Source organism: Terribacillus sp. 7520-G, assembly GCF_002271665.1.
Lineage (GTDB): Bacteria > Bacillota > Bacilli > Bacillales > Amphibacillaceae > Terribacillus.
Genome location: NZ_NQFP01000011.1, coordinates 116,300 through 141,194, shown reverse-complemented (window position 1 = coordinate 141,194; position 24,895 = coordinate 116,300). Strand labels below are relative to the sequence as shown.

At 44.9% G+C, this 24,895-nt stretch carries 29 protein-coding genes and 1 other annotated feature; of the genes, 27 read left to right on the top strand and 2 right to left on the bottom strand.

Annotated elements, in window-relative coordinates:
* Window positions 1–128 precede the first annotated feature (128 nt).
* The 8 genes from CHH53_RS05400 to CHH53_RS05365 all read left to right on the top strand — a co-directional run bounded on the left by CHH53_RS05400 (window position 129) and on the right by CHH53_RS05365 (window position 6,137).
* Entirely contained in the window at window positions 129–1,403 is a 1,275-nt protein-coding gene (locus CHH53_RS05400; RefSeq protein WP_233134868.1) for a M20/M25/M40 family metallo-hydrolase, read from the top strand.
* Entirely contained in the window at window positions 1,387–2,217 is an 831-nt protein-coding gene (locus tag CHH53_RS05395; protein ID WP_095215100.1) for a DUF3100 domain-containing protein, read from the top strand. The genes CHH53_RS05400 and CHH53_RS05395 overlap by 17 nt, the downstream gene beginning before the upstream one ends.
* Window positions 2,198–2,683, top strand: coding sequence for a hypothetical protein (locus CHH53_RS05390; protein ID WP_095215099.1), 486 nt, complete (start codon window positions 2,198–2,200; stop codon window positions 2,681–2,683). The genes CHH53_RS05395 and CHH53_RS05390 overlap by 20 nt, the downstream gene beginning before the upstream one ends.
* A gap of 119 nt (window positions 2,684–2,802) precedes the next feature.
* The gene (locus CHH53_RS05385; protein ID WP_233134865.1) at window positions 2,803–3,231 is read left to right on the top strand and encodes a DinB family protein; all 429 of its coding nucleotides are present in this window, start codon (window positions 2,803–2,805) and stop codon (window positions 3,229–3,231) included.
* A 31-nt stretch (window positions 3,232–3,262) separates the two neighbouring features.
* On the top strand, window positions 3,263–3,631 hold the full coding sequence (locus CHH53_RS05380; RefSeq protein WP_095215097.1) for a VOC family protein: 369 nt from the start codon (window positions 3,263–3,265) through the stop codon (window positions 3,629–3,631).
* A 211-nt stretch (window positions 3,632–3,842) separates the two neighbouring features.
* Window positions 3,843–4,703, top strand: a complete 861-nt coding sequence (locus tag CHH53_RS05375) for an SDR family oxidoreductase (RefSeq protein WP_095215096.1) — start codon at window positions 3,843–3,845, stop codon at window positions 4,701–4,703.
* Window positions 4,704–4,818: 115 nt separating this feature from the next.
* Window positions 4,819–5,325 (top strand): DUF3231 family protein, encoded by a 507-nt coding sequence (locus CHH53_RS05370; protein WP_095215095.1) that lies wholly within the window; start codon window positions 4,819–4,821, stop codon window positions 5,323–5,325.
* Window positions 5,326–5,498: 173 nt separating this feature from the next.
* On the top strand, window positions 5,499–6,137 hold the full coding sequence (locus CHH53_RS05365; protein WP_095215094.1) for an FMN-dependent NADH-azoreductase: 639 nt from the start codon (window positions 5,499–5,501) through the stop codon (window positions 6,135–6,137).
* A 38-nt stretch (window positions 6,138–6,175) separates the two neighbouring features.
* Here the strand turns inward: CHH53_RS05365 and CHH53_RS05360 are convergent, their stop codons facing one another.
* A complete protein-coding gene (locus CHH53_RS05360; protein WP_304442494.1) occupies window positions 6,176–6,544 on the bottom strand; it encodes a winged helix-turn-helix transcriptional regulator in 369 nt (122 codons plus the stop codon).
* Window positions 6,545–6,662: 118 nt separating this feature from the next.
* Here CHH53_RS05360 and CHH53_RS05355 point away from each other — a divergent pair, with 118 nt between their 5' ends.
* The 14 genes from CHH53_RS05355 (at window position 6,663) to CHH53_RS05290 (ending at window position 20,441) form a co-directional block, all read left to right on the top strand.
* On the top strand, window positions 6,663–7,733 hold the full coding sequence (locus CHH53_RS05355; RefSeq protein ID WP_095215093.1) for an LLM class flavin-dependent oxidoreductase: 1,071 nt from the start codon (window positions 6,663–6,665) through the stop codon (window positions 7,731–7,733).
* On the top strand, window positions 7,730–8,296 hold the full coding sequence (locus CHH53_RS05350; protein WP_095215092.1) for an NADPH-dependent FMN reductase: 567 nt from the start codon (window positions 7,730–7,732) through the stop codon (window positions 8,294–8,296). The genes CHH53_RS05355 and CHH53_RS05350 overlap by 4 nt, the downstream gene beginning before the upstream one ends.
* Window positions 8,297–8,712: 416 nt before the next feature.
* The gene (locus tag CHH53_RS05345; RefSeq protein ID WP_095215091.1) at window positions 8,713–9,252 is read left to right on the top strand and encodes a TetR/AcrR family transcriptional regulator; all 540 of its coding nucleotides are present in this window, start codon (window positions 8,713–8,715) and stop codon (window positions 9,250–9,252) included.
* 58 nt (window positions 9,253–9,310) lie between these two features.
* Window positions 9,311–9,937 carry a DUF2306 domain-containing protein gene (locus CHH53_RS05340; protein WP_095215090.1) on the top strand — a complete coding sequence of 209 codons (627 nt, stop codon included), beginning with the start codon at window positions 9,311–9,313 and terminating at the stop codon, window positions 9,935–9,937.
* Window positions 9,938–10,108: 171 nt separating this feature from the next.
* Entirely contained in the window at window positions 10,109–10,297 is a 189-nt protein-coding gene (locus CHH53_RS05335) for a hypothetical protein (protein ID WP_095215089.1), read from the top strand.
* 174 nt (window positions 10,298–10,471) lie between these two features.
* Window positions 10,472–11,266, top strand: coding sequence for a 2-keto-4-pentenoate hydratase (locus tag CHH53_RS05330; RefSeq protein WP_095215088.1), 795 nt, complete (start codon window positions 10,472–10,474; stop codon window positions 11,264–11,266).
* A 76-nt stretch (window positions 11,267–11,342) separates the two neighbouring features.
* Window positions 11,343–11,566 (top strand) — a binding site (T-box leader).
* A gap of 76 nt (window positions 11,567–11,642) precedes the next feature.
* Window positions 11,643–12,989 carry an amino acid permease gene (locus tag CHH53_RS05325; RefSeq protein ID WP_095215087.1) on the top strand — a complete coding sequence of 449 codons (1,347 nt, stop codon included), beginning with the start codon at window positions 11,643–11,645 and terminating at the stop codon, window positions 12,987–12,989.
* 147 nt (window positions 12,990–13,136) lie between these two features.
* Complete coding sequence (locus tag CHH53_RS05320; protein ID WP_095215086.1) at window positions 13,137–14,501, top strand: amino acid permease; 1,365 nt, start codon at window positions 13,137–13,139, stop codon at window positions 14,499–14,501.
* Between the two features lie 180 nt (window positions 14,502–14,681).
* Complete coding sequence (locus CHH53_RS05315; protein ID WP_095215085.1) at window positions 14,682–16,790, top strand: BglG family transcription antiterminator; 2,109 nt, start codon at window positions 14,682–14,684, stop codon at window positions 16,788–16,790.
* A gap of 18 nt (window positions 16,791–16,808) precedes the next feature.
* On the top strand, window positions 16,809–17,117 hold the full coding sequence (locus CHH53_RS05310; protein ID WP_095215084.1) for a PTS sugar transporter subunit IIB: 309 nt from the start codon (window positions 16,809–16,811) through the stop codon (window positions 17,115–17,117).
* 36 nt (window positions 17,118–17,153) lie between these two features.
* Window positions 17,154–18,443 (top strand): PTS sugar transporter subunit IIC, encoded by a 1,290-nt coding sequence (locus CHH53_RS05305; RefSeq protein WP_095215083.1) that lies wholly within the window; start codon window positions 17,154–17,156, stop codon window positions 18,441–18,443.
* Window positions 18,444–18,460: 17 nt separating this feature from the next.
* Window positions 18,461–18,868 carry a tetratricopeptide repeat protein gene (locus CHH53_RS05300; RefSeq protein WP_143594468.1) on the top strand — a complete coding sequence of 136 codons (408 nt, stop codon included), beginning with the start codon at window positions 18,461–18,463 and terminating at the stop codon, window positions 18,866–18,868.
* A 24-nt stretch (window positions 18,869–18,892) separates the two neighbouring features.
* Window positions 18,893–19,759, top strand: coding sequence for a class II fructose-bisphosphate aldolase (locus CHH53_RS05295; protein ID WP_095215081.1), 867 nt, complete (start codon window positions 18,893–18,895; stop codon window positions 19,757–19,759).
* A gap of 61 nt (window positions 19,760–19,820) precedes the next feature.
* Window positions 19,821–20,441 (top strand): P-loop nucleotide/nucleoside kinase family protein, encoded by a 621-nt coding sequence (locus CHH53_RS05290; RefSeq protein ID WP_095215080.1) that lies wholly within the window; start codon window positions 19,821–19,823, stop codon window positions 20,439–20,441.
* A gap of 154 nt (window positions 20,442–20,595) precedes the next feature.
* Here the strand turns inward: CHH53_RS05290 and CHH53_RS05285 are convergent, their stop codons facing one another.
* A complete protein-coding gene (locus CHH53_RS05285) occupies window positions 20,596–21,063 on the bottom strand; it encodes an NUDIX domain-containing protein (protein WP_095215079.1) in 468 nt (155 codons plus the stop codon).
* A gap of 192 nt (window positions 21,064–21,255) precedes the next feature.
* Here CHH53_RS05285 and CHH53_RS05280 point away from each other — a divergent pair, with 192 nt between their 5' ends.
* Genes CHH53_RS05280 through CHH53_RS05260 form a run of 5 tightly spaced genes read left to right on the top strand, consistent with a single transcriptional unit; the run spans window position 21,256 to window position 24,878 of the window.
* On the top strand, window positions 21,256–22,512 hold the full coding sequence (locus CHH53_RS05280; RefSeq protein WP_095215078.1) for an NAD(P)H-dependent oxidoreductase: 1,257 nt from the start codon (window positions 21,256–21,258) through the stop codon (window positions 22,510–22,512).
* Window positions 22,513–22,528: 16 nt separating this feature from the next.
* The gene (locus CHH53_RS05275) at window positions 22,529–22,948 is read left to right on the top strand and encodes a transcriptional regulator GutM (protein ID WP_095215077.1); all 420 of its coding nucleotides are present in this window, start codon (window positions 22,529–22,531) and stop codon (window positions 22,946–22,948) included.
* 15 nt (window positions 22,949–22,963) lie between these two features.
* Window positions 22,964–23,479 carry a PTS glucitol/sorbitol transporter subunit IIC gene (srlA, locus tag CHH53_RS05270; RefSeq protein ID WP_095215076.1) on the top strand — a complete coding sequence of 172 codons (516 nt, stop codon included), beginning with the start codon at window positions 22,964–22,966 and terminating at the stop codon, window positions 23,477–23,479.
* Between the two features lie 17 nt (window positions 23,480–23,496).
* Window positions 23,497–24,510, top strand: a complete 1,014-nt coding sequence (srlE, locus tag CHH53_RS05265) for a PTS glucitol/sorbitol transporter subunit IIB (RefSeq protein ID WP_095215075.1) — start codon at window positions 23,497–23,499, stop codon at window positions 24,508–24,510.
* Between the two features lie 11 nt (window positions 24,511–24,521).
* Window positions 24,522–24,878, top strand: coding sequence for a PTS glucitol/sorbitol transporter subunit IIA (locus tag CHH53_RS05260; protein WP_095215074.1), 357 nt, complete (start codon window positions 24,522–24,524; stop codon window positions 24,876–24,878).
* Window positions 24,879–24,895: the final 17 nt, after the last annotated feature.

Below are 24,895 nucleotides of genomic sequence, written 5' to 3'. Positions count from 1 at the left end.
TTAGTTATTTAAGTTATAGTTCGGCTTTTGGTTAGTTAATTATAGATTTTCTATTGACTTTCTTCGTCATGATAGTTAAATTAATCTTAATTGTTGAAATTTTTATTAAACGGAGGCGTTTTTTTCTGTTGAGTGCATACGAGCAAATCAGGAAGTTGGGGGAATCCATTTACGCAAACCCGGAGTTGGGGTACAAGGAGGATCGCACTAAACAAATTGTGATCGATTTTCTGAAGGACTGCAATCCGGAAAGCATCATTCAGGAGTTCAGTACTACTGGTCTGCGGACGACACTTGGAGAAGGGAAGCCTATGCATATTGCTTTTTTGGCTGAGCTGGATGCCGTCTATGCACCTTCACATTTCCGCTCAGACCCAGAAACGGGAGCAGCTCACAACTGCGGCCATTACACGCAAGTTGCCATCGCACTGGCACTTTATCGGCAGCTAGTCGAAGCGAAAGCATATGAACAATTCGATTTCACGCTGAGTTTCATTTTCGTTCCGGCTGAGGAATACCTGGACCTTGCTTATCGTGATGAACTGATCCAAAAGGGCGTCATCACCCATTATGGCGGCAAACCCGAAGCGATGAAGCTTGGTATTTTCGATGATATTGATGTGAGCATCTGTGTTCATGCAATCGGCGGGGAATTTGCGAAAAGGACGATTGAAATCGATTGTGATTTAGCAGGATTTTTATATAAGCGATACACGTTCAAAGGCAGATCAACGCATGCCGGTTTCGATCCTTTTTCTTCCATAAACGCTTATAATATGTCCACTTTGTTCCACACGGCGATCAGTTTAGGGCGTCAACAGCTGGATGAAAAGGAAAAAGTCCGTCTCAATCCGATAGTGATGGAATCGGATATGTCGACGAATGTCATCCCGAATCATATTAAAGTCGGCACGGATTTACGTACACTCTCAACTCCGTATATGCAAACTGTCGCAAAGCGCTTGGATGCTGCAGCACAAGGCAGTGCAATGGCACTGCAGGGCGAAGTGGACATCGATACACAAATGGGGTATCTGCCATTCCAGCAGGACCGTTATTTGTCCACCTTCGTAAAAGCTGCTTTTGAAGAGAATGAACAAATCGAGGCGATTCTCGAGGGCAACAGCATCAGTGCTGCTGGCGATATCGGGGATCTATCGTTCATGATGCCCTGCATCCAAATCGGCTACAGCGGTTTTACCGGTACGATCCATGGTGATGATTTCATCGACATTGATCCGGAATATATCTATGAAATCTTTCCGCGATTCCTATACCAAGTACTGGAAAAAATGAATGGCAAGATTGATAGAAGCAAGCTGTATAAAAGGACTTATCAGCAGTATGTAAGGCAGATCCAAGACATTTTGGGGGAGAAGGGGGAATATGGGATTGAAGCGTAATTATGCCATTTTACTTATCTTTGCACTTATCGTCATTACCGCAGCAGAAATGATCGGGACACAATCCTTATCATTAGGTGCATTCTCCATTTCTTTGCTGCCGCTTGCTTTTGCTATTTTGATTACGATGATTCTCGGCTTGCCGATATTTCGCAAAGGATTCCTGCAAAAAATATACAGCAAGGCGAACGTTCAATTCTCCAGCAAGTATCTGATTTTCATCATGCTGCCGCTGATGGCTAGATATGGGGCAGATGTCGCTCCCCAGCTAAAGGAAATCCTGAATGTCGGTTGGGTCTTCATTGCCCAGGAACTCGGCAATCTTGGAACGGTGTTATTGGGACTGCCTGTGGCGCTGCTGATAGGCTTGCGCCGTGAAGCAATCGGGGCGACGCTCGGTCTTGGGCGTGAAGGAGAGCTCGCTTACATCTCGGAAAAATACACACTCGAATCAAAAGAGGGACAGGGAGTGTTGTCGCTCTATATAATCGGGACGCTATTCGGGACCATTTTCTTCAGCCTGATTGCGCCGATCATGCTGGATATCGGCTTCCGCGTGGAAGCATTGGCGATGGCATCCGGAGTTGGCTCCGCGAGTATGATGACTGCTTCCTCTGCTACATTGATCGAGCGTGTCCCTGAAATGGAAAGCACCATCCTTGGATATGCTGCTGCAAGTCAATTGCTTACAAGCTTCCTGGGAACATTCACGATGGTGTTCCTAGCCGTACCGCTGCAGCGTTTCCTTTACAACAAACTGACAAAAAAGAAAAAACAGCAGGGGGTGCCAGCCGATGTCCATGCAGCTGAATAAATACGTGAAATATGGACTTATCATTTTGCTTAGTACGGCTTTGATCCTATTCACCCAGCAAATCAAGCTGCTGAAGAACCCTGATTCCACACCAGTCGAATGGATGACAATCATGGGGCTGCTGACATTATGGTTATTTTCGATGATTGGTGTACTGCTGTCGGATTTGATGAAAAAAGCACCTTTGAAGTTTCTGCGGGAATTCCCGATGCTTGGATGGGTAGCTGTCACATCCCTTATTCTGTGCATGTGCTTTGATTTCTTTGTCGAGGCAATCGGCTATGTTGATTTCCTTTCCATTACGACTCCGATTCTCACATTTGCCGGGATTTCAGTGGTGGATCGTTTGGTCGATTTGCGCAAGACGTCCTGGAAGGTCGGTATCGTCGCGGTGTTCGTCTTTACGGGGACATATGTCGGGAGTGCGCTGCTATCAGAGCTGGGTCTGTTTCTGGCAGGCAAATGAGCTGGAGGGTATCCTCCAGCTTTTATTCGTTTAACGTCAATGGTCGAGAAAAATAGGGGATTGGGAAGGATTATTGTCTGTATGGATATAATATTTCTTCTAGGAGGGAGTTGATTTTCGTGTTTGCCTATCGAAATGATGTCAGGAAAATTCTCATTCCTTATTTGCAGGAGCTCACGCCGAAGCAATGGAATGCGAATGCTTATCCTAATACAATTTCCTGGGTAATCGAGCATATGGCGCAGACAGAAGATTATTGGATATTTCAGATTGGTTTTGGTGAAAGCAGCAGACTTTCGGGAACTGACCGGAGTCCTTTGGAGCAATATACCCAAATCAGGGAGCAAACCGATCGGGTATTATATTCTTTACAGGCAAAGGATTGGGACAGACTGGTCCATGTACCTGAATTTTCAGATGGCTGGAGGCCTCCGTCTGAACCGACGATACGCTGGCTGTTCCATCATGTTTATTCGCATGAAGTATATCATGCAGGACAAATCGGAGTAATTGCCAGGCTGAATGGGTTTGATGGACCATTGTTCTGATAGCTGACAAATAAATGTGGTGGTGATTTGGATGTTCAAAATCGAATTGTTCGTGCACAAGCTATCTGCATCTGTTGTTTTCTATCGATGTCTGTTGGGGAAGGGATGCACCGCGCATGACGAGAAAAGCGCCCTATTTAAGGCTGAAGGTAGCGGGTCCCTATTGCTTACAGACGAAGCTGTATTGCATGCTGATCACTATTTTGCTTCAATGGCTGAATCCAGGAAAGGCAAAGGTGTGGAACTGATCCTTCCTGTCGATGACGTGGAGATGGTATACAACAAATTCAAAAATATTTACCCAGACCATATTGAATCGAAAATCATTGCCCGGCCATGGGGAAAGCTTGATTTTCGAGTGATTGATCCGGACGGTTATTATGTGCGGGTGACTTCATGAGATTTTTCGTGTGATTGCTCGAAAGGCATCCTGATCGTGATGAGCTATGCGTCAGCGATTAAAGTTTAACAGAGAGTGACACTTTCTCCTGGGATTAATCTTTTTCGTTTTTAGGAATATGCCAAAGTCATTCTGTTTGACAAAAAGCAAACCAGTAACTATATTGATTACAAGTAGCGGTGATAAGTACATGAATGTGGAGGTTATACATATGAAAATGCTGGTAACTGGCGCCACTGGTAAGCTTGGCAGCAAAGTTGTAAAGAAACTGATGGAAACGGTTCCTTCGGAGAACATCGCGGTAAGTGTCCGCAATCCAGGGAAAGCAGATTCCCTTCGTGCCAAGGGAGTGGAGGTGCGCCGCGGGGATTTCGATGAACCCGCTTCCCTGGATGAAGCGTTTGCCGGAATCGATCGTCTTTTGCTCATATCCGCAGATGGAGACAATGAAACACGGATTCGTCAGCATACACAAGCGGTGGAGGCAGCTGTAAGGGCAAATGTGAAATTCATTGCTTACACAAGTCTTGTAAATGCGCAGGAAAGTGATTTATTCCTGGCTCCGACGCATAAGGCAACAGAGCAAGCAATCATGGATACAGGGATTCCTTATGCTTTCCTGCGAAATAATTGGTATTTTGAGAATGAAGCGGCAAGTGTTCAAGGTGTGCTGGCTGGTGCACCGTGGGTAACGTCTGCGGGAGATGGGAAAGTAGGCTGGGCCCTGCAGCAGGACTATGCTGAAGCTGCAGCAGCTGTACTGACCGGGGAAGGTCATGAAAACAAGATTTATGAGCTTTCCGGCCCACTGCTTAGCCAGGAGGAAATCGCCGCAGAAGCAGGGGAGGTCCTTGGCAAGGATGTCCAGCTGCAGCAAGTCGATGACCAAGCATATGCACGAATCATGAAAGAAGCAGGTGTTCCGGAGTTCCTTCTTCCGATGCTCGTCGATATCCAAAAAGGAATCCGGGAAGGTGCCTTGGAAGTACCAAGCGATGATTTTGAAAAATTACTTGGCAGACCATTGACACCGCTTCGTAAAGGAATCGAGGCAATAAAAGAACAAGCTTAGAGGGAAGCTGGCTTATGGGCCAGCTTTTTATACATGATTTTTCCTTATTTGGCTCATCCTAAAGCTTGTGCAAGGGAAAGGCGGCACGAGTATGAACTTGTTTAGGAGGATGAAGATGGGAATCTTGAGCGGAAACCCGCAGGATGAGCCATTGCATTATGGTGAAGTATTTGGGTTATGGTCATTTGTTCTGGCAGGAAATAAGATGATTGCCAATCATCAAATGCTTTTGAATCATGTCGGCGATGACGATTTGAAGAAATTGCTTGGTGAAGCAATTGATGGAGCGCAGGCAGAGGTCAAGCAGGTATCGGAAATACTGAGGGCAAATGGCGTCGCACTGCCTCCGGCAGCACCGGAGCCGCCCAAAGTGGATCTTGAATCGATCCCGGTCGGTGCGCGTTTTATCGACCCGGATGTAGCAGCTACTGCATCGGCAGGTGTTGCTGCCGGCCTTGTCAGCTGCAGTACGATGATGGGGCAGGCCATCAGGGAAGATGTAGCTATGATGTTTGGACAGTTCCATACAAATAAAGCGATGCTAGGTGCAAAGTTCCTGAAGCTACTGAAGGAAAAGGGCTGGTTGATCCCGCCACCATTGCATCAGGAGAAAAAGGACTAAAGCGAGGCAGCCGTACAGGCTGCTTTTTTGCTGTTTTCCCCAATGGTATCATAAAAGATACTATGCCACTTTTAAGTGCGTACTTGTTGAATCATATAAAAAACTTGATAATGGATGGCAGGGGATTTAGGGGAATACGAATCCTGAATGGGGAATAACGGAGGTTTTACGGAATGAACGTATTAGTAGTCAAAGCAAATAACCGCCCGGCTTCCGAGGCGATTTCCAGTAAAATGTATGAAACTTTCATGCATGAAATTGAAGGTGCGGAAAATCTTTCTGTCACTACTTATGATGTGTTCGCAGAGGATACACCATACTTCGGCCAAGAGTTGTTCGATGCTTTCGGTAAAGTACAAAACGGTGCGGAACTGAATGATACAGAGCAGCGTCTGTTGGCTGCAAAACAAAAAGCGATGGATCTTTTGACAGCAGCTGATGTTGTTGTATTTGCATTCCCGCTTTGGAACTTGACGATTCCAGCTAAATTGCAGACATTCATCGATTACGTGTATGCTGCTGGTTTTGCATTCAAGTATGATGCAGAAGGCAACATGATCCAATTGATGACTGATAAGAAAGCGATCTTCCTGAATGCACGCGGAGGCGTATACTCTGCACCTGAAGCTGCACCGATGGATATGTCCCTGAACTACATGCGTAATGTATTCGGTGGTATCTTCGGAATGGAAATCATTGACGAAGTGATCATCGAAGGACATAATGCTTCTCCTGACCAAGCAGCATCCATCATTGAAGCTGGTCTTGCACAGGTGAAAGAAGCAGCAGCACGTTTGAAAAATCAAGTATAACCCATGAAAAAAGATGAACTGGCGACAGTTCATCTTTTTTATTTTGCTTCCGCTTGCTCATTTTTCTTTGATTGTTTATGAATCGTATGCTTGGCTCCCCATTCATGCATCGCATGCAGAATCGGTTCGAGGCTTCGTCCGTAGTCAGTAATGGAATATTCGACTTTCGGAGGGACCTGTGCGTAGACCTTGCGCTCGATGATGTCTTCTTCTTCCAATTCACGCAGCTGGTTTGTCAGCATCTTCTGCGTGATACCGGGCAAACTGCGTTTCAATTCATTGAAGCGCTGCGTGCCATTCTTAAGCAGATGCAGCAGGATGACGGGTTTCCATTTCCCGACAAGGATACCTAGTGCATCTGTCACCTTACACATTTCCGGTTCAATTTCTGCAGGCATTTCTTTCATCTTCCTATCCCCTCTCCACAGTATCTTTTTTTATACTATACCACTTTCAAGTGCGTACTTTCCAATAAGTGAGCTTTGGAGGATAATGGTTTTACAATAAGTAATGGGAGACAGGAATATGGAAAAATATCGTATCGATCCAAGTAAAGGGATGGAATTCGGCATCTACACATTAGGGGACCATTTGGCAGATCCGCGAACAGGAGATCGGATCTCCGCCAAGGAAAGGATCCAGCAGATCATACGTCTGGCTCAGCTGGCAGATCAGGCGGGGATCGATTTCTTCAGCGTTGGTGAAAGTCATCAGCCCTACTTTGCATCCCAGGCACATGCTGTCATATTGTCAGCTATCGCGCAAGCAACGGAAAAAATCAAAATAGGGAGTTCCTCGACTATCATCAGTACCTCAGATCCCGTTCGGGTGTATGAAAACTTTGCAACGATCGACCTGATATCGAATGGAAGGGCGGAGTTGATTGCCGGCCGTGCATCCCGGGTCGGACTGTTTGAATTGCTGGGCTATGACCTGCATGATTATGAAGCGCTGTTTGAAGAAAAGTTCGATCTGCTTCTTCAAATAAACGAGGAAGAAATCGTCAATTGGAGTGGGGAATTCCGCAGGGCATTGCGAAACGCAGAGGTGCTGCCTCGGCCAGTCAATGGCTCTTTGCCGATCTGGCGTGCTGTTGGAGGAACGCCAGCCAGTGCCATAAAAGCAGGCCACGCAGGAGTTCCGATGACAGTAGCCATGCTTGGCGGCCCAGCTAGCGTATTCAAGCAAACAATCGATGCTTACCGGGAAGCATTGACGGCACGTGGATTTGATCCAGCCCAGCTGCCGGTGGCAACGACCGGCTTCTTCTATGCGGCAGAAACGACACAGGAAGCACTGCGCGATTATTATCCGCATATCAATGAAGGTATGAAAAAGACAAATGGCCAAGGATTCCCGAAACAGTTATTTGCCCAAGGCGCCGATCATAGGAGTATAATCAATGTCGGCAGTCCGCAGCAGATCATCGAGAAAATTCTTTACCAGCATGAGCAGTTCGGACATCAGCGTTATTTGGCGCAGCTCGATTTTGGCGGTGTACCTTTTGAAAAGATGGAGCGCAACATCGAATATATCGGTTCGGAAATCCTGCCGGCAATAAGGAAATATACAAAACAAGGAGGTGCGGAGAAATGAAAGTCGTAGGTATTTCAGGCTCGATTGTCGGGTCGAAGACAAAAGCGGCATTGTCTTTGCTGTGGGAAGAAATGGTCAAAGCCTATCCGGATGCGGAACATGTTCTATTGGATTTGGCAGATTATGAGCTTCAATTCAGTGATGGGAGAAACTACTTGGACTATCCAGGTGATACGGGATATGTGACCAAGCAGATCATGCAAGCTGATATCCTATTTATCGGTACGCCGATTTTCCAAGCATCCATTCCGGGAACGCTGAAAAATGTATTCGACCTCCTGCCCCCGCAAGCATTGCGTGATAAGGTTGCAGGTATCGTGGTCACTGCCGGATCCGCCAAGCATTTCCTCGTGGCAGAGCAGCAGCTGAAACCAATCCTGTCCTATATGAAGGCACATCTTGTATCGACATATGTCTTTGTGGAAGAAAAGGATTTCCTGAACGGAAAAATCATGAATGATGATGTGCATCTCCGGCTTCAGCGGCTGGTTGAAGATGCTTTTGACTTGGCGGAAGCACAAGCAGCCGTGCGAGCGAAAAAAGAAGCGGAATATGATTTTTAAAGTGAAGGCTCCCTTATCGGGAGCCTTCTGCGATGGAATGATGCACTGTTTTGTTTCCAATGAAATGATGTATGAATGTATGGATGTTCCTGGAATCAGTCATGATATACGTGGAAATATGATGTAAGAGCGAGTACATGAATGAAGGATGGTCGCGCCGCCGGGATCACCTTTTTTATAAGCATGTAAGAGGGATATACATTTCATCATGAAGAACATACAGCATCTTCCTCCCTGCCATTATACTTGTCTCACTTATATTGTAAGGGGTTTGATTATAGGTTGATAGGGGGTTAATTTGTAGTTCCGAGGGAGAATATGTCGAAGTATGGAAGAATGTTTTAGGAAATAATGGTAGACAGAAAGGATAATACTGCATATAATTTATTTGACCACTGGTTAAAAGGAAGGTTGTAATGGCAGAACTAACGAAGGATAAGATTATACAGCAGGCTAGGAAGCTATTCATCGAACAAGGTTATGAAAAAGTATCGATGCGGGAAATTGCTAAGCATTTAGGCTGCAGCCATGGTGCATTATATTATCACTTCAAGAACAAAACTGCTTTGTTCTCCGAGGTGCTGGATTATTATTTTCAAGAACTGAATAGTATTATCGATCGAATCATGCAGCAAGAAGAGGGCGATAAGATGCAGGATTTATTCATGGAATACATCCGATTCGGGCTCGATCATCCGCATCAGTATGAGCTGATGTTTATGCTGAAAAATAAAGAAATGGACAGCTTGATGCAGCGGCCGGCGACAGAAAGCTTCGAACGATTTGAAGCAGCCGTGAAAGTAGCGGGCGGCATCAATCCGCAGAATGGAGAAATTTACTCGCTATTTCTTGCTCTTCATGGATTTGTATCTCTTCATTTGCATCGCGCAGCGAATTTTGAGGCAGCAGCGAAAGCAGCTGGAAGATATGTCGATTTTTTAAGAAAGACCATTTGATTGGTCTTTTATTATAGTCGCATTTGACCACTGGTAAAAAGAGGAGGGAAAACAATAGATGATGAAAAAGATCCAAATGAGTGCTGTAATAGTGCTGGCTGTCGGGATTGCGGGTTATTCGATTGTTCAATATGGAATCATAGGCTTGGATAGGGCAGGTTTCATTTTACAGAAAGTGAGCCTTGGTGAAGTTATCTCGAGTATGTGGAAGTGGATGCTTGCTGTTCATATTGTCACCAGTATTTTCGCGCTTGTACTTGGTCCTTTTCTGCTGATGAACAGGAACAAGCAGAAGGATAAGCTCCACAAGCAATTAGGTTATCTCTACACAGCGGGAGTAACCGGAGGGGGATTATCCGGCCTGTATCTGGCTTACTATGCCACCGGCGGAGTAATTGCACAAACAGGCTTTGGAATGCTTGCTTTCCTATGGCTGATCACTGTTTTCCTTGCCATCCGAGCTGCTGCCCAACGGAAAATAGCCCAGCATCGGCACTGGATCATGATCAATTACAGTCTGACATTCGCAGCCGTGACCTTGCGCATCTGGCTGGGGATATTCATGCTCCTTTTCGGTCCTTCCCTCTATGAAGTGTATTATCCGTATATTGCCTGGTTATGCTGGGTGCCGAATATATTGCTGCTTGTTCTTTATCTTAAACGAAAAACCACCTTTGTATATTGATCATGATATCGATATTTTACCAAGAATGACACGTTATCGTCATAAGCGTCCCCCACAGCAAGCAGGATCACTGTGCCTGAAGAGTATTGCGTCAATGAAAAAAGAAGCGTTTAACTTAGCAAGCAAGGGGAAATTCATATATGAAGATAATTTCTGAAGGAGGCACTATTCGTGCAAGAGAAGTTTGATGTAGAGTTTACGTTTATTGGCGGGGAGAAATACACATTCACAGATTATCAGTCAGGATCCTATGTCCATGTGGTAAATGAAATAAAAGACAGTGAGAATGGCTGGTTCGGGGCAGCTGGGGAAGTAGTGAATCTGGCGAACGTGACATCTGCGAAAGTAATGGAAAAATAAAGCGAAAAAGGAGCGCCTATCAGTGGATAGGCGTTCTTTTATGAGCAAGATCAGGAGGGGCGAACGTGGATATTGGAGAGTTTGATTATGCAAAGCAGAAATCCCCTGGCTATAAAATTGTCACTATACTATAATCTAATAAATCAGATAATTCGAATAAAGGGGAGAAGGAAAATGACGGAACAGACGGAACAGGTCAGGAAAGAAGCGTTGGCAGCTCAATTGCTGAAAGTATATGAAACGGGGGACCCGATGGATTTTATCAGCCGTCAGTATGAGCTGACACCAGAGCAAGCCTATGAAGTGCAAGAGACATTTGTTTCAGTGCGGGCGGAACGGACTGGAAAAGTAAAAAAGGGACACAAAATCAGTATGACAAGCCCGGCCACGCAGGCGTTATTCGGGGCAACGGAGCCAGCTTACGGCACGTTATTCGATGATACGATACATACGGGGGATACAGAAGTGGAGCTTGCTTCCATGATGTCCCCGTTACTCGAGCCGGAGATTGTATTTGTCTTGAAAGAGGATTTGAGCATTGGAGCAGGAGAGGAGGAAATCTTGGAGAAGAGCATTCTGTCTGCAGGCATAGAAATTCCTGACTCCCGTTTCGCTGATTGGTTCCCGAAATTCCAGCTGGCTGATTTGATTTGTGACAATGGTGTAACAGGAAAGGTGGTTGTCTCCGATAAAGGGAGGGATGATCTGACCATGACGGAGGTGGAACGAATCAAACTGACATTGACACTTGATGGTAAAGATATCGGTACAGGGTTTGCTTCGGAAGTAATGGGGAATCCCGTCACTTCAGTTGCGTGGCTGACACAGAAACTAGCCGCCAAGAATATTTCCCTGAAAGAGGGGATGGCAATCAGTTCCGGAACTTTCCTATCACCGGTTCCATTAGGGACAGGAAGATATGAGGCCGATTTTAGCCTGTTAGGGAAAGTGAGACTGCAAGTTATTTAATTTTGTAAGAAATATTGACAAACCATTCCGCTGCACTTATAGTTAGGATTAATTCAAAATTGACCGAAATATTTTAATAAAAGCGACGAATGGGAGTAGTAGAAAGATTGGCATAGCCTTAGAGAGCTGCGGATTGGTGAAACGCAGACTATGCATTTTCGAACTCACCCTGGAGCAGCAGGACTGAGGGATATTTTCCTTAGGTTTTGACGAGTCACCTTCGTTATAAGGTGAAGAGCGGGTTTGATAGAACCAATAAGAGTGGTACCGCGGAAAGCAAAGAAGCTTTCCGTCTCTTTTCCATCCTCGGATGGAGATGAGACGGAAGGCTTTTTTCTTTGGAAAAATGCTGGAGAACATCAAGGGGGTAACAATCATGAAGAAAGACCAACATGGATTAAAACGCACCATGACAGCACGCCATATCATGATGATGGCATTGGGCGGGGCAATCGGTGCTGGCTTGTTCAAAGGCTCAAGCTCGGCAGTCGATCTGGCTGGTCCAGCTGTCATTTTCGCATATTTGATCGGGGGCATCATTCTTTTATTCGTCATGCAGGGTCTTGCAGAAATGGCAGTCCAGAATAAGGAAGCAAGGACATTCCGTGATTTGGTCCAGGCAAGCATCGGAAAGTTTCCGGCATTCTTCCTTGATTGGATTTATTGGAAGATGTGGGTATTGAATATTGCTGCAGAAGCTGTCGTAGCTGCTATTTTCCTTCAATACTGGCTGCCGGATTACCCTGTATGGATGCTGACGCTGATCGTTGCCATACTTGTGACAGCTGTCAATCTTTTCTCGGTAAAAGCGTTCGCTGAGACGGAATACTGGCTGGCATTAATCAAAATAAGTGTCATCATTCTATTCATTCTTGCTGGTGTCGTCCTGCTATTATTCTCGTTCGGCGATCATACGGCTCCGGGATTCAGCAATTTGACTGCTCATGGCGGATTTTTCCCGAATGGTGCCGGGGGATTGGTAACAGCAATGCTGGTTGTCATCTATTCCTATGGCGGAACAGAAATCATCGGAGTGACATTGGCGGAAACGAAGAATCCGGAAAAAGTCGTGCCAAAGGCAGTGCGCAGTACATTGACTCGAATCATTGCTTTCTATCTGTTTCCGTTTTTCATCATTGTGAGTCTCATTCCTTGGAATGAAGTGAACAGTTCGGCAGTGAGTCCTTTCGTGCTTGTATTCCAGCTTATCGGAATCCCGGGTGCTGATCATGTCATGAATGCTGTCATTTTACTGGCCATCATTTCATCCATGAATTCAGGACTTTATGGCTCATCACGAGTTCTTTATACCCAGGCAATGGATGGGAGAATATCGAAGCGATTCGCTTGGCTGTCCAAACGGCAGGTCCCGGTTGTGTCCATCCTTGTCTGTACATCATTTTTATATGTAGGTGTGCTGATTTCGCTGTTCATCGGAAGTAAGACATTTAATTATCTGATGGGATCGCTTGGCTACACGGTTCTGTTCATTTGGCTTATCATTGCGTTCGCCCATCTGAAATCACGGAAGATGCATCCTGATAAGACGACATATTATGTCAAAGCATTTCCGATGACGACCTGGCTGGCGATCATCGCATTGCTGCTGATCTTGATTGGTGTGCTATGGACTACTTCACTTGTCATCACAGCCGTAACTTTGGTTATCTATCTAGTGATTATCGGAGCTTACTTTATCAAGAAGCGCAAAAAGAGGCTTTGATCTTCCTTGTAACATTAAGTTTTAGAAAAATTTGATTATTGCACCCTTCTATCTGTTCAGATACTATATAATAGTATACTTATTTTGAGTCAAGGCTTTACTACACATGTTTGCATGCTCGAAATGAAGGAAGAGGGGAGCATACATATGGCTGAAGAAAAGTTAGCCAGAGGATTGAAAAACAGACATGTCCAATTGATTGCTATCGGCGGGGCCATTGGTACAGGGTTATTCCTTGGCGCCGGTAAATCAATCCATCTGACTGGACCGTCCATTTTATTTGCGTATTTAATTACCGGTATTTTCTGTTTTCTTATTATGCGGGCTTTGGGGGAAATCTTGCTGAGTAACCTCGGTTACGGATCTTTTGTGGATTTTGTCGGCGATTACTTCGGTGACCGTGCCGCTTTCATTACGGGCTGGACTTATTGGTTCTGCTGGATTTCCATTGCAATGGCTGATTTGACGGCCGTCGGGATTTACACGCAATTTTGGTTCCCGGAAGTACCGCAATGGATGCCGGGTCTCGTTGCGCTCGTCATCCTGCTGATCATGAATCTAGCTACCGTAAAGCTATTCGGTGAGATGGAATTCTGGTTTGCTTTGATCAAGATAATCGCCATTTTGGCTTTGATTGTGGTTGGTGTCTTCATGATCATCCGCGGATTTTCCACAGATGCTGGCCCATCCAGTTTCGCAAACCTTTGGGATCATGGCGGTTTCTTCCCCAATGGCATCCATGGATTCATTTTATCGTTCCAGATGGTCGTCTTCGCCTTCGTCGGTATCGAATTGGTCGGTCTGACAGCCGGGGAAACGGAAAATCCGGAAAAAGTCATTCCGAAAGCAATCAACAATATCCCGATTCGGATCCTTGTATTCTACATCGGTGCGCTCATCGTCATCATGAGCATCTATCCATGGGATGCAATCAATCCGGCGGAAAGTCCTTTCGTCCAAGTATTCACAGCAGTCGGAATCGTAGCCGCTGCGGGTATCATCAATTTTGTCGTATTGACATCAGCAGCATCGGCTTGTAACAGTGCGGTTTTCAGCACAAGCCGCATGGTTTACTCCCTGGCTAAGGAAGAACATGCGCCGCAGCCGTTCAAGAAGCTGAATTTCCGCCAAGTGCCGAGGAACGCATTGTTCTTTTCCATCATCGTCATCTTGATTGCGGTCATACTCAACTATGTGATACCTGAAGGTGTCTTCACCTTGATCACGAGCATCTCGACAGTCTGCTTTATTTTCATCTGGGGCATTACGGTACTGGCCCATTTGAAATATCGCAAAACACGTCCAGAGCTTGCGAAAAAAAGTAAATTCAAGATGCCGTTTGCGCCAATCTCGAACTATTTGATCCTGGCATTCCTGGCGTTTGTCATCGTCGTTCTGGCGCTGGCTGAAGACACACGCGTATCCTTGTTTGTCACACCAGTCTGGTTCATCATCCTGCTGATCGTCTATCAGGTGCGTGTGAAAACAAAGGATAGAACCGACAGTAATTGATTGGAGAAGCCCTCTTTTGGAGGGCTTTTTTTTATGCGGGAAACAGTCGATCACTTCTTTGGCTGGATCTCATTTACGATATTAAGCGCTTACATTTTTGCAAGTTCAAGTTGCAAAAACATACACTGAACTTCCAGAATTCCACCACATATAATTAAAATGTGAAAGGGGTTACATTCCATGAAAGAAAGGACTCAAAGATTACTCACTAGATTTTCTTCCGTTAATTCCTTTTTGACCTGTAAGGATTTAAGTACAGAGTTCTTGATTAGTGAACGTACCGTGAGAAATGAAATGGCCTTGATTAATAGCTTTTTGGCTGAAAATGGTTATCCGCCAATAAAGACAGTAAGGGGAAAGGGATTTAAATTAAGCCTCTCTGCCAAGGAACGTGAAGATTTGCTGATAAAAATAGGAGACGATAGGACCTTTGATTATTACCGTCCAAATGAACGTTTTCTTGCGCTGCTTTTGGACATTGTAAATCCATTGAACACTACATTCCTTTATGAAATGGAAGAGAAGCTTCAGGTTTCAAAGAGTACATTGGATGAAGATATGAGGAGGCTTCGTTTGTTCTTAAAAAATCATGGGATATCGGTAGTGAGCTTTCCGAAGCAGGGCGTGGTTTTACAAGGGGATGAACGATCGATAAGGTCGATGTTATACAGGGTCATTAGCAGCATGACGGATATTGATGCCTTGTTTCGTGTCCAAAATCCAGAAGTTGCAGTGTCGGCCTTGGAACAAGTGGTAATTGATTATTTAAATCCAAAAGCTATCGGTATCATTACCGAGCTTTATGATGAAATCCTGGTAAAGTCGCAGATGGAAGTCAATTACATGTATCGGAACCAAGTCATTTTATTTTTAGGTATTTGGCTGCGCCGCATGCAAGAAAGAAATACTTTAAGTGAGTCGGCAAAAGTCAAAAACAGGATAAAGGAAGGACCTATCAGGGATCTCATTGGTTCACTCTGCAGGGATTTCGATCTGGATCCGCCATTGATCGAAATGGATTATATCACACTCGCCATAGAATCATTCAACCCGAAAGATATGAACAACTCAATTGATTGGATTACTGCACAACTGCTGGCCATCCAATTAATTGAGCATGTGGAGAAAATAACCGGTATTCCCTTTTCACAGCGGGAGGACGAATTATATGAAGGATTATATAAACATATCACAGGTTTATTGAGTCGATCCAAGAACGACATTCAAGCTACCAATCCTTTGAAAGATACGATAAAAGCATCTTATGCCGAAATCTATGAGGCAGTGACATGCTTTAAGAAGCAAATCGAGGAACATACAAAGAAGCCATTATCAGAAGACGAGATAGGATTTTTGACTGTTTACTTTTCAACTTCTGCCAGCTGGATGAAGCAGGAGAAACGCGCAGTATATCAGGCTGTTGTGCTTTGCAGCCATGGGCTTTCAACGGGAAGACTACTGGCCGCCAATCTGAAAGAGCATTTTGACATAGACATTGTTGCTGTATTGAGCTCACATGAAGTAAGCTTCATCGACAAGCTGGATGTGGATTTGGTTTTCACTACCATTCCTATCGATTATCGGAAAAAACCATTATTGGTACTCAATCCGATCCTGAGGGAAAGCGATAAAAAAGAAATAGACTCATTCCTGCGTAAAAATAAGGATAAGCGAAGGATGATTTCTACCAACTTAGATGCTACCGAACTGATGCAGGATATCTTGAAGTTGATCATTGACAGCGGCGGCAAAGTGACCAAAGAAAGCTACCAGAAAGCAGAAGAGACTTTTAAGAATCACCATTTGAAAATTAATACGAGGGAGATACAGCCAATGCTACAGGATATCCTGAAAAACTCCAATATTTTATTGAATCAAGCATGTAAAGACTGGAAAGAAGCTATCACTAAGGCAGCCGATCTTTTGATGGAGGAAGAAGCAATTGAAGCAAGTTATATAACTGCCATGATTAAATCTGTAGAGGAATATGGACCTTATATTGTTGTTGGCAAGCATTTGGCTTTAGCACATGCGAGGCCGGAAGACGGAGTGAATGAATTGGGTGTCAGCGTTATGTCGTTAAAGGACCCAGTGTATTTTGGCAATCCAGATAATGATCCGGTACGGCTTGTATTTTGTCTGGCTGCCGTCGATTCTTATTCGCATTTGAATATCATGAGAAATTTGATTGATTTGATAAATGATGAAGAAAAAGTCAAGAGATTGATAGCAGCACAAAATATAGAGACGTTTAACAAGGTGCTTTATGGAAGTCAAAAAAACTATTAAAAAAAGGGAGAAGATTTCATGAAAAAATTAAGTATTCTATTTGTTTGCGGGGCTGGATTGGGAAGCAGTTTTGCATGTCAAATGGCGGCAGAGGATGTGTTGACTAAGTTAGGAATCGAGGCCAGATTGGATCATGGGGATATATCTTCAGCTGCTTCGGCAAAGCCGGATATCATCATCACGGCACAGAACTTTCAATCACAATTCGAGAAATTCACCATCGATCCTCAGCAAACAAGAATCGTTTATTTAAGGAACATTGTATCCAAACAAGAAATCGAAGAAAAAATCACGCCGGTACTGAAGGAAAAAGGAGTCTTGGCTTAAGTATAAAACAGACAGAGCGAGGGAGGAAGGCAGCAAATGGGTGTTATCAATTTTATTATCGAGAACATTTTGACTCAGGCATCTGTCACGATAGCATTGATTGCTATGCTGGGTTTGATTCTGCAAAAAAAATCTGCTGGTCAGGTGATATCCGGTTCATTAAAAACAATGCTGGGTTTCATGGTATTGGCTGCCGGTTCAAGTATCATTGTCGGGAGTCTGACATATTTCGGCAAGATATTCGCAGAAGGATTCCAAATGCAGGGTATTGTCCCTTCGATTGAAGCCATTAATGGTCAAGCCATGAATGAATTAGGCTTGGGCCGGGATATTGCATTGACTTTTCTGGCGATCTTCATCTTTAACATTATCATTGCCCGGTTCACGAGGTGGAAATATATCTTTTTAACAGGTCAGGCGATCCTTTGGATGGCTACCATGACAACCGTGTTTGGATACTTTGCTGGATTACGCGGGATTGCTTTGATATTGACAGGGGGATTCATTGGCGGTGTCTTTGCGGTTGCCATGCCGGCAATTGCGCAGCCATTCGTCCGTAAAATCACCGGCTCGGATGACATCGCTTTGGGACATTTTTGTACAGTGGGCTATGTGTTCGAAGCAGGTGTTGCTAAGGTATTCGGGGAAAAAGGTGAAAAGAAAAAATCGGTGGAGGATTTAAAGCTCCCAGCCCAATTCGAGTTTTTGCAGGATACCTATCTGTCCGTAATGGTAGTGATGGTTCCGCTCTATATCATCACAGCAGCGTTTGCCGGACCGGAATTTTCTTCTGCATTGGCAGGTGGGACGCATTATTTGATGTTTGCCTTTCTTCAGGCGATTCAATTTGTAGTAGGAGTGTACGTGCTATTAGCAGGGGTCCGTCTGCTGCTGGGTGAAATTGTTCCAGCATTCCGCGGCATTGCAATGCGACTGGTTCCAAATGCCAAGCCAGCCTTGGATTGTCCAGTGCTGTTTCCGTACAGTCCCAATGCTGTCATCGTAGGGTTTATTACAACGACCATCGGTTGTGTCCTTGCAATGTTCGTACTGCCGGTATTCGGGCTGGCTATGATTCTGCCAGGGATGCTGACAGCCTTTTTTGCGGGCGGAACTGCCGGAATATTCGGAAATCAGGTTGGCGGACGACGTGGTGCGGTCATTGGCGGTGTGGCACACGGGTTCTTCATCACGCTCTTGCCAGCGCTGCTGGTAACGATATTCAATTCCATGGGCTTTGTTAATGCAACTGCGACCGATGTCGATACAGTAGCAGCTGCTCTGCTGTATGCATGGCTCATTGGTCCGCTTCTAAAAGCTTTTTAGAATAAATGGAGGTAGATATGATGTTTGGTTTTGGCAGGAAAAAAGACAAAAATCCCAAAAAAGATGCGCAAAAGGAAGACGCCCCCGTTTTGACTCCAGAAGAGAAAGAACAAATATTGCTTTCCATTTCTTCAAAAGAACAAGAACTCGATCAGGCTTCTGAAGGGGAACAAGCAAAAATCCTGGAAGAAATCGGTAAAGCCTATTCAAGGCTCGGGGATGATGATCGCGCAATCGCTGCCTTTGAAAAAAGTATTCAAATAGAGAAATCAGTCGGCGATGGATATAAAAAACTATTGAGTTTATATAACAAGAAGCGAGCAGAGGCAGCAAAAGCAAATGATGAAGAATCACTGCAGATCTATCTCGATAAAATGGATCGGATGATGCAGGTCTCCAAGGATGTTGCACGAGGCGTTCGATAAATATTACTAAGGGAGCGGTGAAGCATGTACACTACTTTAAAAGAAGTTACGAGCAGGGCGGAGGAACTTAATTATACAGTTGGTGCCTTCAATGCACACAATTTGGAAATGCTGCCTGATATGATACGCGCGGCAAAGGAGCAAGGATCGCCGATCATTATTCAAACAAGCATAGATACGGCGAAATACATTGGTCATGAAAACTTCGTTGCAGTATGCAAGTCCATGGCGACAAAGGAAATGGTGGATGTGGTATTGCATTTGGATCACGCAAGGAATTTCGATGATATCAAGGAGGCTATCGATAAAGGCTATACATCCGTTATGTTTGACGGCTCTCATCTGCCGCTGAAGGAGAACATCATGAAGACGCGAGCAGTAGTCGAATATGCGCATGAACATGGAGTTTCCGTAGAAGGAGAGCTTGGTACCATCGGAGGAACGGAGGAAGGGATCCATGTTGGAGATGATGATAAGGTATATACGGATCCAAAAGATGCTGTGGAATTTGTCAAAGCGACTAAAGTAGACGCGTTAGCCGTTGCTATCGGTACAAATCATGGCCAATATAAATCCAAGACAGACGTAAATCTTCCATTGCTGAAGGAGATAAATGCAGCAGTGGATGTGCCATTGGTGATTCATGGCGGAACAGGTGTGAATGAACGTGATATCCCGGAACTGATCAATAGCGGTATTCGAAAATTCAATGTAGGTACGGAACTATTGGTGGCATGGACGAGAAAAGCAAAAGAAACATTCGGGGAAACAAAAGAGACAAAGTCGCTGCGGCATAATGTGATTCCATGTAATCAGGCAGTAAAAGAAATTGTCAAACATAAAATCAGTATTTTTATGAATGTCGAGGATCGTACCCTGGTCTTGAAGTAAGTAAAGAGGAAGTAAGGCTCTTCCATCATGCCCGACTAGTAAATGGATAGAAGGTGAATAGATGGATAATGTCCTAATATTATTAGCTGGCTTTCCGGGAACAGGTAAGACTTATTTAGGCAGTATGATCGATGACAGGCTGGGACCGTATGCATTGATATCTCCTGATAAGCTGAAGGAGTGCTATTTTGATATATATGGATATCAAGACTTGAATGAAAAACAGAGACTTGAAAACGAGGCATGGAAGACATACTACGAAGTGATGGAATTTCAAATGCAAGCAGGAAAGAATATTATATCTGATTACCCATTCAGCAATAAGCAGTATCCTTATCTTCAGTGTTTGACAGATAAGCATCGATATAAAGTCATCACCATTCGTTTGACAGCGGATTTGAACGTCTTGTATGAACGTCAAAGAAAAAGGGATTTGGATGATTCCAGACATTTGAGTCATATTGTAACGTCCTATCGAATGGGGGATTGTCTTGAAAACAGGACCGAGGCAGATAATTTATTGACTTATGAGGAATTTCTCCTGCGCTGTACCACAAGAGGTTATGATGCATTTCAAATGGGAAGGTTGATTGAAGCAGATGTGACGGATTTCTCAAAGGTCGACTATTCGAAGCTTATTGATGATATCGAAATCTTGTCGGATAGCCAGCTTGCAGATTAGCAGGGAAAAATCCCCGCCTGACTGACCAGATTGATGATCTGGTTGCTTAGACGGGGATTTTTCTGTGGGAATACCAACAAATCATCGCTCGGGATGAATGGCTCGACCCCTTTTGGAACGATTTTCAGGAAATCTTGACCCAGCTATTGGTCAATCACCTGATAAACGCACTTTTACAGTTTTTCAGGGCATCCGCTATCCTTATCCTTTGAGCAGGATGGATGTCGTAATCATCCAGTATATCGATGTGAACCCACGCAATATCGAAAGACTCCTCACTCTTGCACACTTCTCCGCCGACAGGCTTTCCTGCGAAGCAAATAGAGAACTGCTGCCTTACTTCACCATCTGAATAAGCGATGATATGGCGGGGATCGCTATATATACCTGTTATGCGATCCATGATACATATCAAACCAGTTTCTTCCTTCACTTCCCTAATTATTGCCTCCAGTACCGATTCTCCTGCATCCATATTACCGCCGGGTAAGGACCATTTCCCGTTATCGCTTCTCTGCTGAAGCAAAATATACTGGCCATTTTGTATCACTGCAGAAACGGCGGGTACGATTTTTTGGGCTTCAGGGGCATTTTCTTCATGATAATAATCAGTCCTGCTCATATGGTGGCCTCCTTGGATTTTTTAGAAAAATGTTTGACAACGCTTACAAAAGATAATACAATAACAATCAAGAATTAACAAATGATATTAATTGTAACATATGTTACATTTATTGAACGTATATGAAATGTAGTGACATATGTTCATCATTTTTTGCTTAAATATGAAAACGCATTCAAGGAGGAGCAGGATATGTCCATTTATCGAGAACTACAAGAAAGAGATAAACAATTGCAGCCAATCAAAGTAGGTGTAATCGGAGCTGGACAAATGGGCTTCGGGCTTATCTCCCAAATTTCAAGGATTCCTGGGATGGTTGTCGGCGGAATTTGTGATGTGAATATTGCCAATGCGGAGAGAGCCAGGGATTTCTATCAATCTCAGGAAAACAGAAAGGCAGGGACAGTAGTCTCCTCTGATTACCGGGCAATCATTCAATCCAGTACGGTAGAAGTTGTAGTGGATGCTACAGGTGTACCGGAGGTCGGCGCCAATATTGCCTTGGAAGCACTTCGTTCCAAAAAGCACCTGGTTCTTTTGAATGTCGAGGTTGATATTACAATCGGCTCCTATATGCATCGTATGTTTGATAATGCGGGTTTGGTATATTCCGGTTCGGCTGGGGACGAACCAGCAGCAATCGTGGAGTTATATGAATTCGCGAAAACGATGGGGCTGGAGGTTGTTGTAGCCGGCAAAGGAAAAAATAATGCGCTGAAGCCTACTGCAAATCCGGATACATGTGCGGAAGAAGCAAAGCGGAAGAATATGAGTGCGCATATGCTGGCAGCATTCCAAGACGGAACAAAAACGATGGCTGAGATGAACTTGCTGAGTAATGCAATAGGTCTCATACCGGATAAAGTCGGCATGCATGGTGTAGATGCTGGACTTGATGATGTAGCGAAGAAACTGGACTTGAAAGAAAATGGCGGGGTGCTTGATTCATTAGGCGTCGTGGAATATGTGAACGGGTTGGCGCCAGGTGTATTCGTGATCGTGAAGAGTGAATTGGAGCCAGTGGATGAGGAATTACGTTATTTGTTGAAAGTGGATCCCGATCATGGTCCGCATTATACATTATATCGTCCGTATCACCTTGCAAGCCTTGAGACGCCGATCACTATTGCCAAAGCAGTGCTTCACCATGATACTTCCATCCATCCGCTTGGTGCGCCGGTTTCTGAAACTGTTGCTGTTGCAAAACGTCCGATCAAGCCGGGCGAAAGACTTGATGGCATCGGCGGCTATAGTGTCCGTGGGATGCTGGAAACACATCAGGACATGAAAGTGAATGGCCATATCCCAATCGGTTTGATCAGCGGGAATGTAGTGGCTAAGAGAGCAATCGATGAAGGCCGGTTCCTGACATTGGACGATGTGGAACTTGATATGTCCACTACCGTCTGGAAGCTTCGGTCGCTTCAGGATCACTTATTCGCTGAATGACAGGGAGGATGACAAGATGAAGTTAGTATTGGTTGCTTGCTGTTTGCTGATTGTCCAATCGGCCCTGACTGCCATTCAAGTTCACTATTATCAAAAATCAATGAAGAAATTAGTCGGTAAATATAAAGGGGAAAAGGGCTTCCACCTATTTTCGGGGCAATCACGCCGCCGTATCGGTCCAGGATCGATTGTCCTGCTCGTGGTGGATGAATCCTATGTAATTCAAGAGTGCCAGGTGATGCGCGGAATCAGTATCCTGTCGACTTTCAAAGAAATGAAGCAATATGAAGGAATGCAGCTGGGGGAGCTGCTGGACGAACTGTACAGTCCAGCGGGAAAAAGAAAGCTGCCGGCACTGCAAACAGCTTTGCAGGCTGCCGGTGAACAAGCTTTGATGTCCATCTCGAAGACGAAGAGATTGGCATCCATCTCATAATGGGGAGTGGAAGACATGGAATGGATTCAGTGGTTCGGTGAGCATTTCATCGGCATGTTCAATGCTGGCGGAGAGCAATTCATGAGTCTCATCACCGGCATAGTACCGACTTTGGTAGTATTGCTGACCTTTACTTATGCACTAATCAAATTCATTGGTGAGGATCGTGTGACAAAGGCGATTCGATTCACCTCCAAATATGCTTTGCTGCGTTATACAGTGATGCCGATGCTATCCATTTTGCTCCTGACAAATCCAATGGCATATACATTCGGCCGTTTTGTCGAGGAGCGCCAGAAACCGGCATTCTTTGATTCGCTCGTTTCATTTTTGCATCCGGTAACAGCCTTGTTCCCATATGCAAATGCCGGGGAGCTATTTGTCTACTTGGGTATTGCCAACGGATTGACACAAGCTGGCTACTCGACATCTGAACTGGCAGTTCGTTTCTTCTTGGTCGGGATCGTTGTGATGCTGATCAGGGGACTTATGACGGAACAAATCACGAAATTCCTGATGAAAAGAATGTAATACTGGAGGGAATCAGCATGGGATATAAAGCAGTGTTTGTCAGCAAAGGATCCGGCGGATGGGGAACCGGCCTCCGGATTGAACCGAAAGGCAAGAAAACGAAAGTAGTCTCGATTACGGGCGGGGGAATTCACCCTGTAGCGGAACGAATAGCTGAGCTGACCGGGGCCCAAGCGGTGGATGGCTTTAAGAATTCAGTACCTGAGGACGAGATGATGTGCGTGGTCATCGATTGCGGTGGAACGGCCAGAATTGGGCTTTACCCAATGAAACGTATTCCGACTGTCGATATTCTGGGTTCCTCCCCATCCGGTCCTTTGGCGAAACATATCAAAGAGGATATCTTCGTGTCAGGTGTCACACCGAAAGAGGTAGCTCTTGCGGAAGGTGAAGCACAGGAGCAGGCTTCGGCCGCTGCGGAAGACGCAGGGAGATTCAATACTGCCGATAAGAAAGAATTCAGGGAAGAGTATGAGAAAGTGAAGGAAGAGCATCGTTCCAATGATGATAACTGGCTGATGCGCTTTTCCAAGGGTATCGGGAAAGTGACAGGGATATTTTATCAAGCAGGACGGGATTCCATCGAAATGCTGATTAAAAATATCATTCCTTTCATGGCGTTTGTGAGCATGCTGATCGGAATCATCAATTACACCGGAATCGGGGACTTGATTGCTAACACGATGTCACCGCTTGCAAGTTCGATCTGGGGATTGATCGTCATCGTCATTATCTGTACGCTGCCATTCCTGTCACCTGTGCTTGGTCCGGGTGCGGTAATTGCCCAAGTAATCGGGGTATTGATCGGCAGCCAGATTGCATTGGGCAATATCCCGCCGCAATTTGCACTGCCGGCATTATTTGCGATAAATGGGCAAGTTGGTGCAGATTTTGTACCCGTAGGGCTGTCCTTGGGTGAAGCAAAGCCGGAAACAGTCCAGTATGGTGTTCCGGCTGTCTTGTACAGCCGATTGATCACAGGAGTCTTAGCGGTTATCATTGCTTACTTTGCCAGCTTTGGCATGTATTAAGGAGGAAAATCATGTACCAAACAATAGTGAAGGAAATCGGGCCGATGGCGCAGGCTTTTGAAGCAGATAAAATCGTCATTCTTTTCGGCATGGAAGCCCCCGCTGAATTGAAGGAAATCTCGTTCCTGCATCAAGTGGAACAAGCGGAAGAAGACAATGCGATCAAGGAAGGCGGTACCTTGATCATAGATGGACAGGAGTTCCTGATTGAAAAGGTAGGTTCGGCTGCGAATGAGAATCTGCAAACATTGGGGCATATCTCGATCTATTTCACGGAACCGGAAGCGGAAGTGCTGCCGGGTGCTGTATTTGCAAGCCCGCATACATTCCCTGTCATTCAGGAAGGTAGCAAAATTACATTTAAATAGTACAATGGTAGATGCAT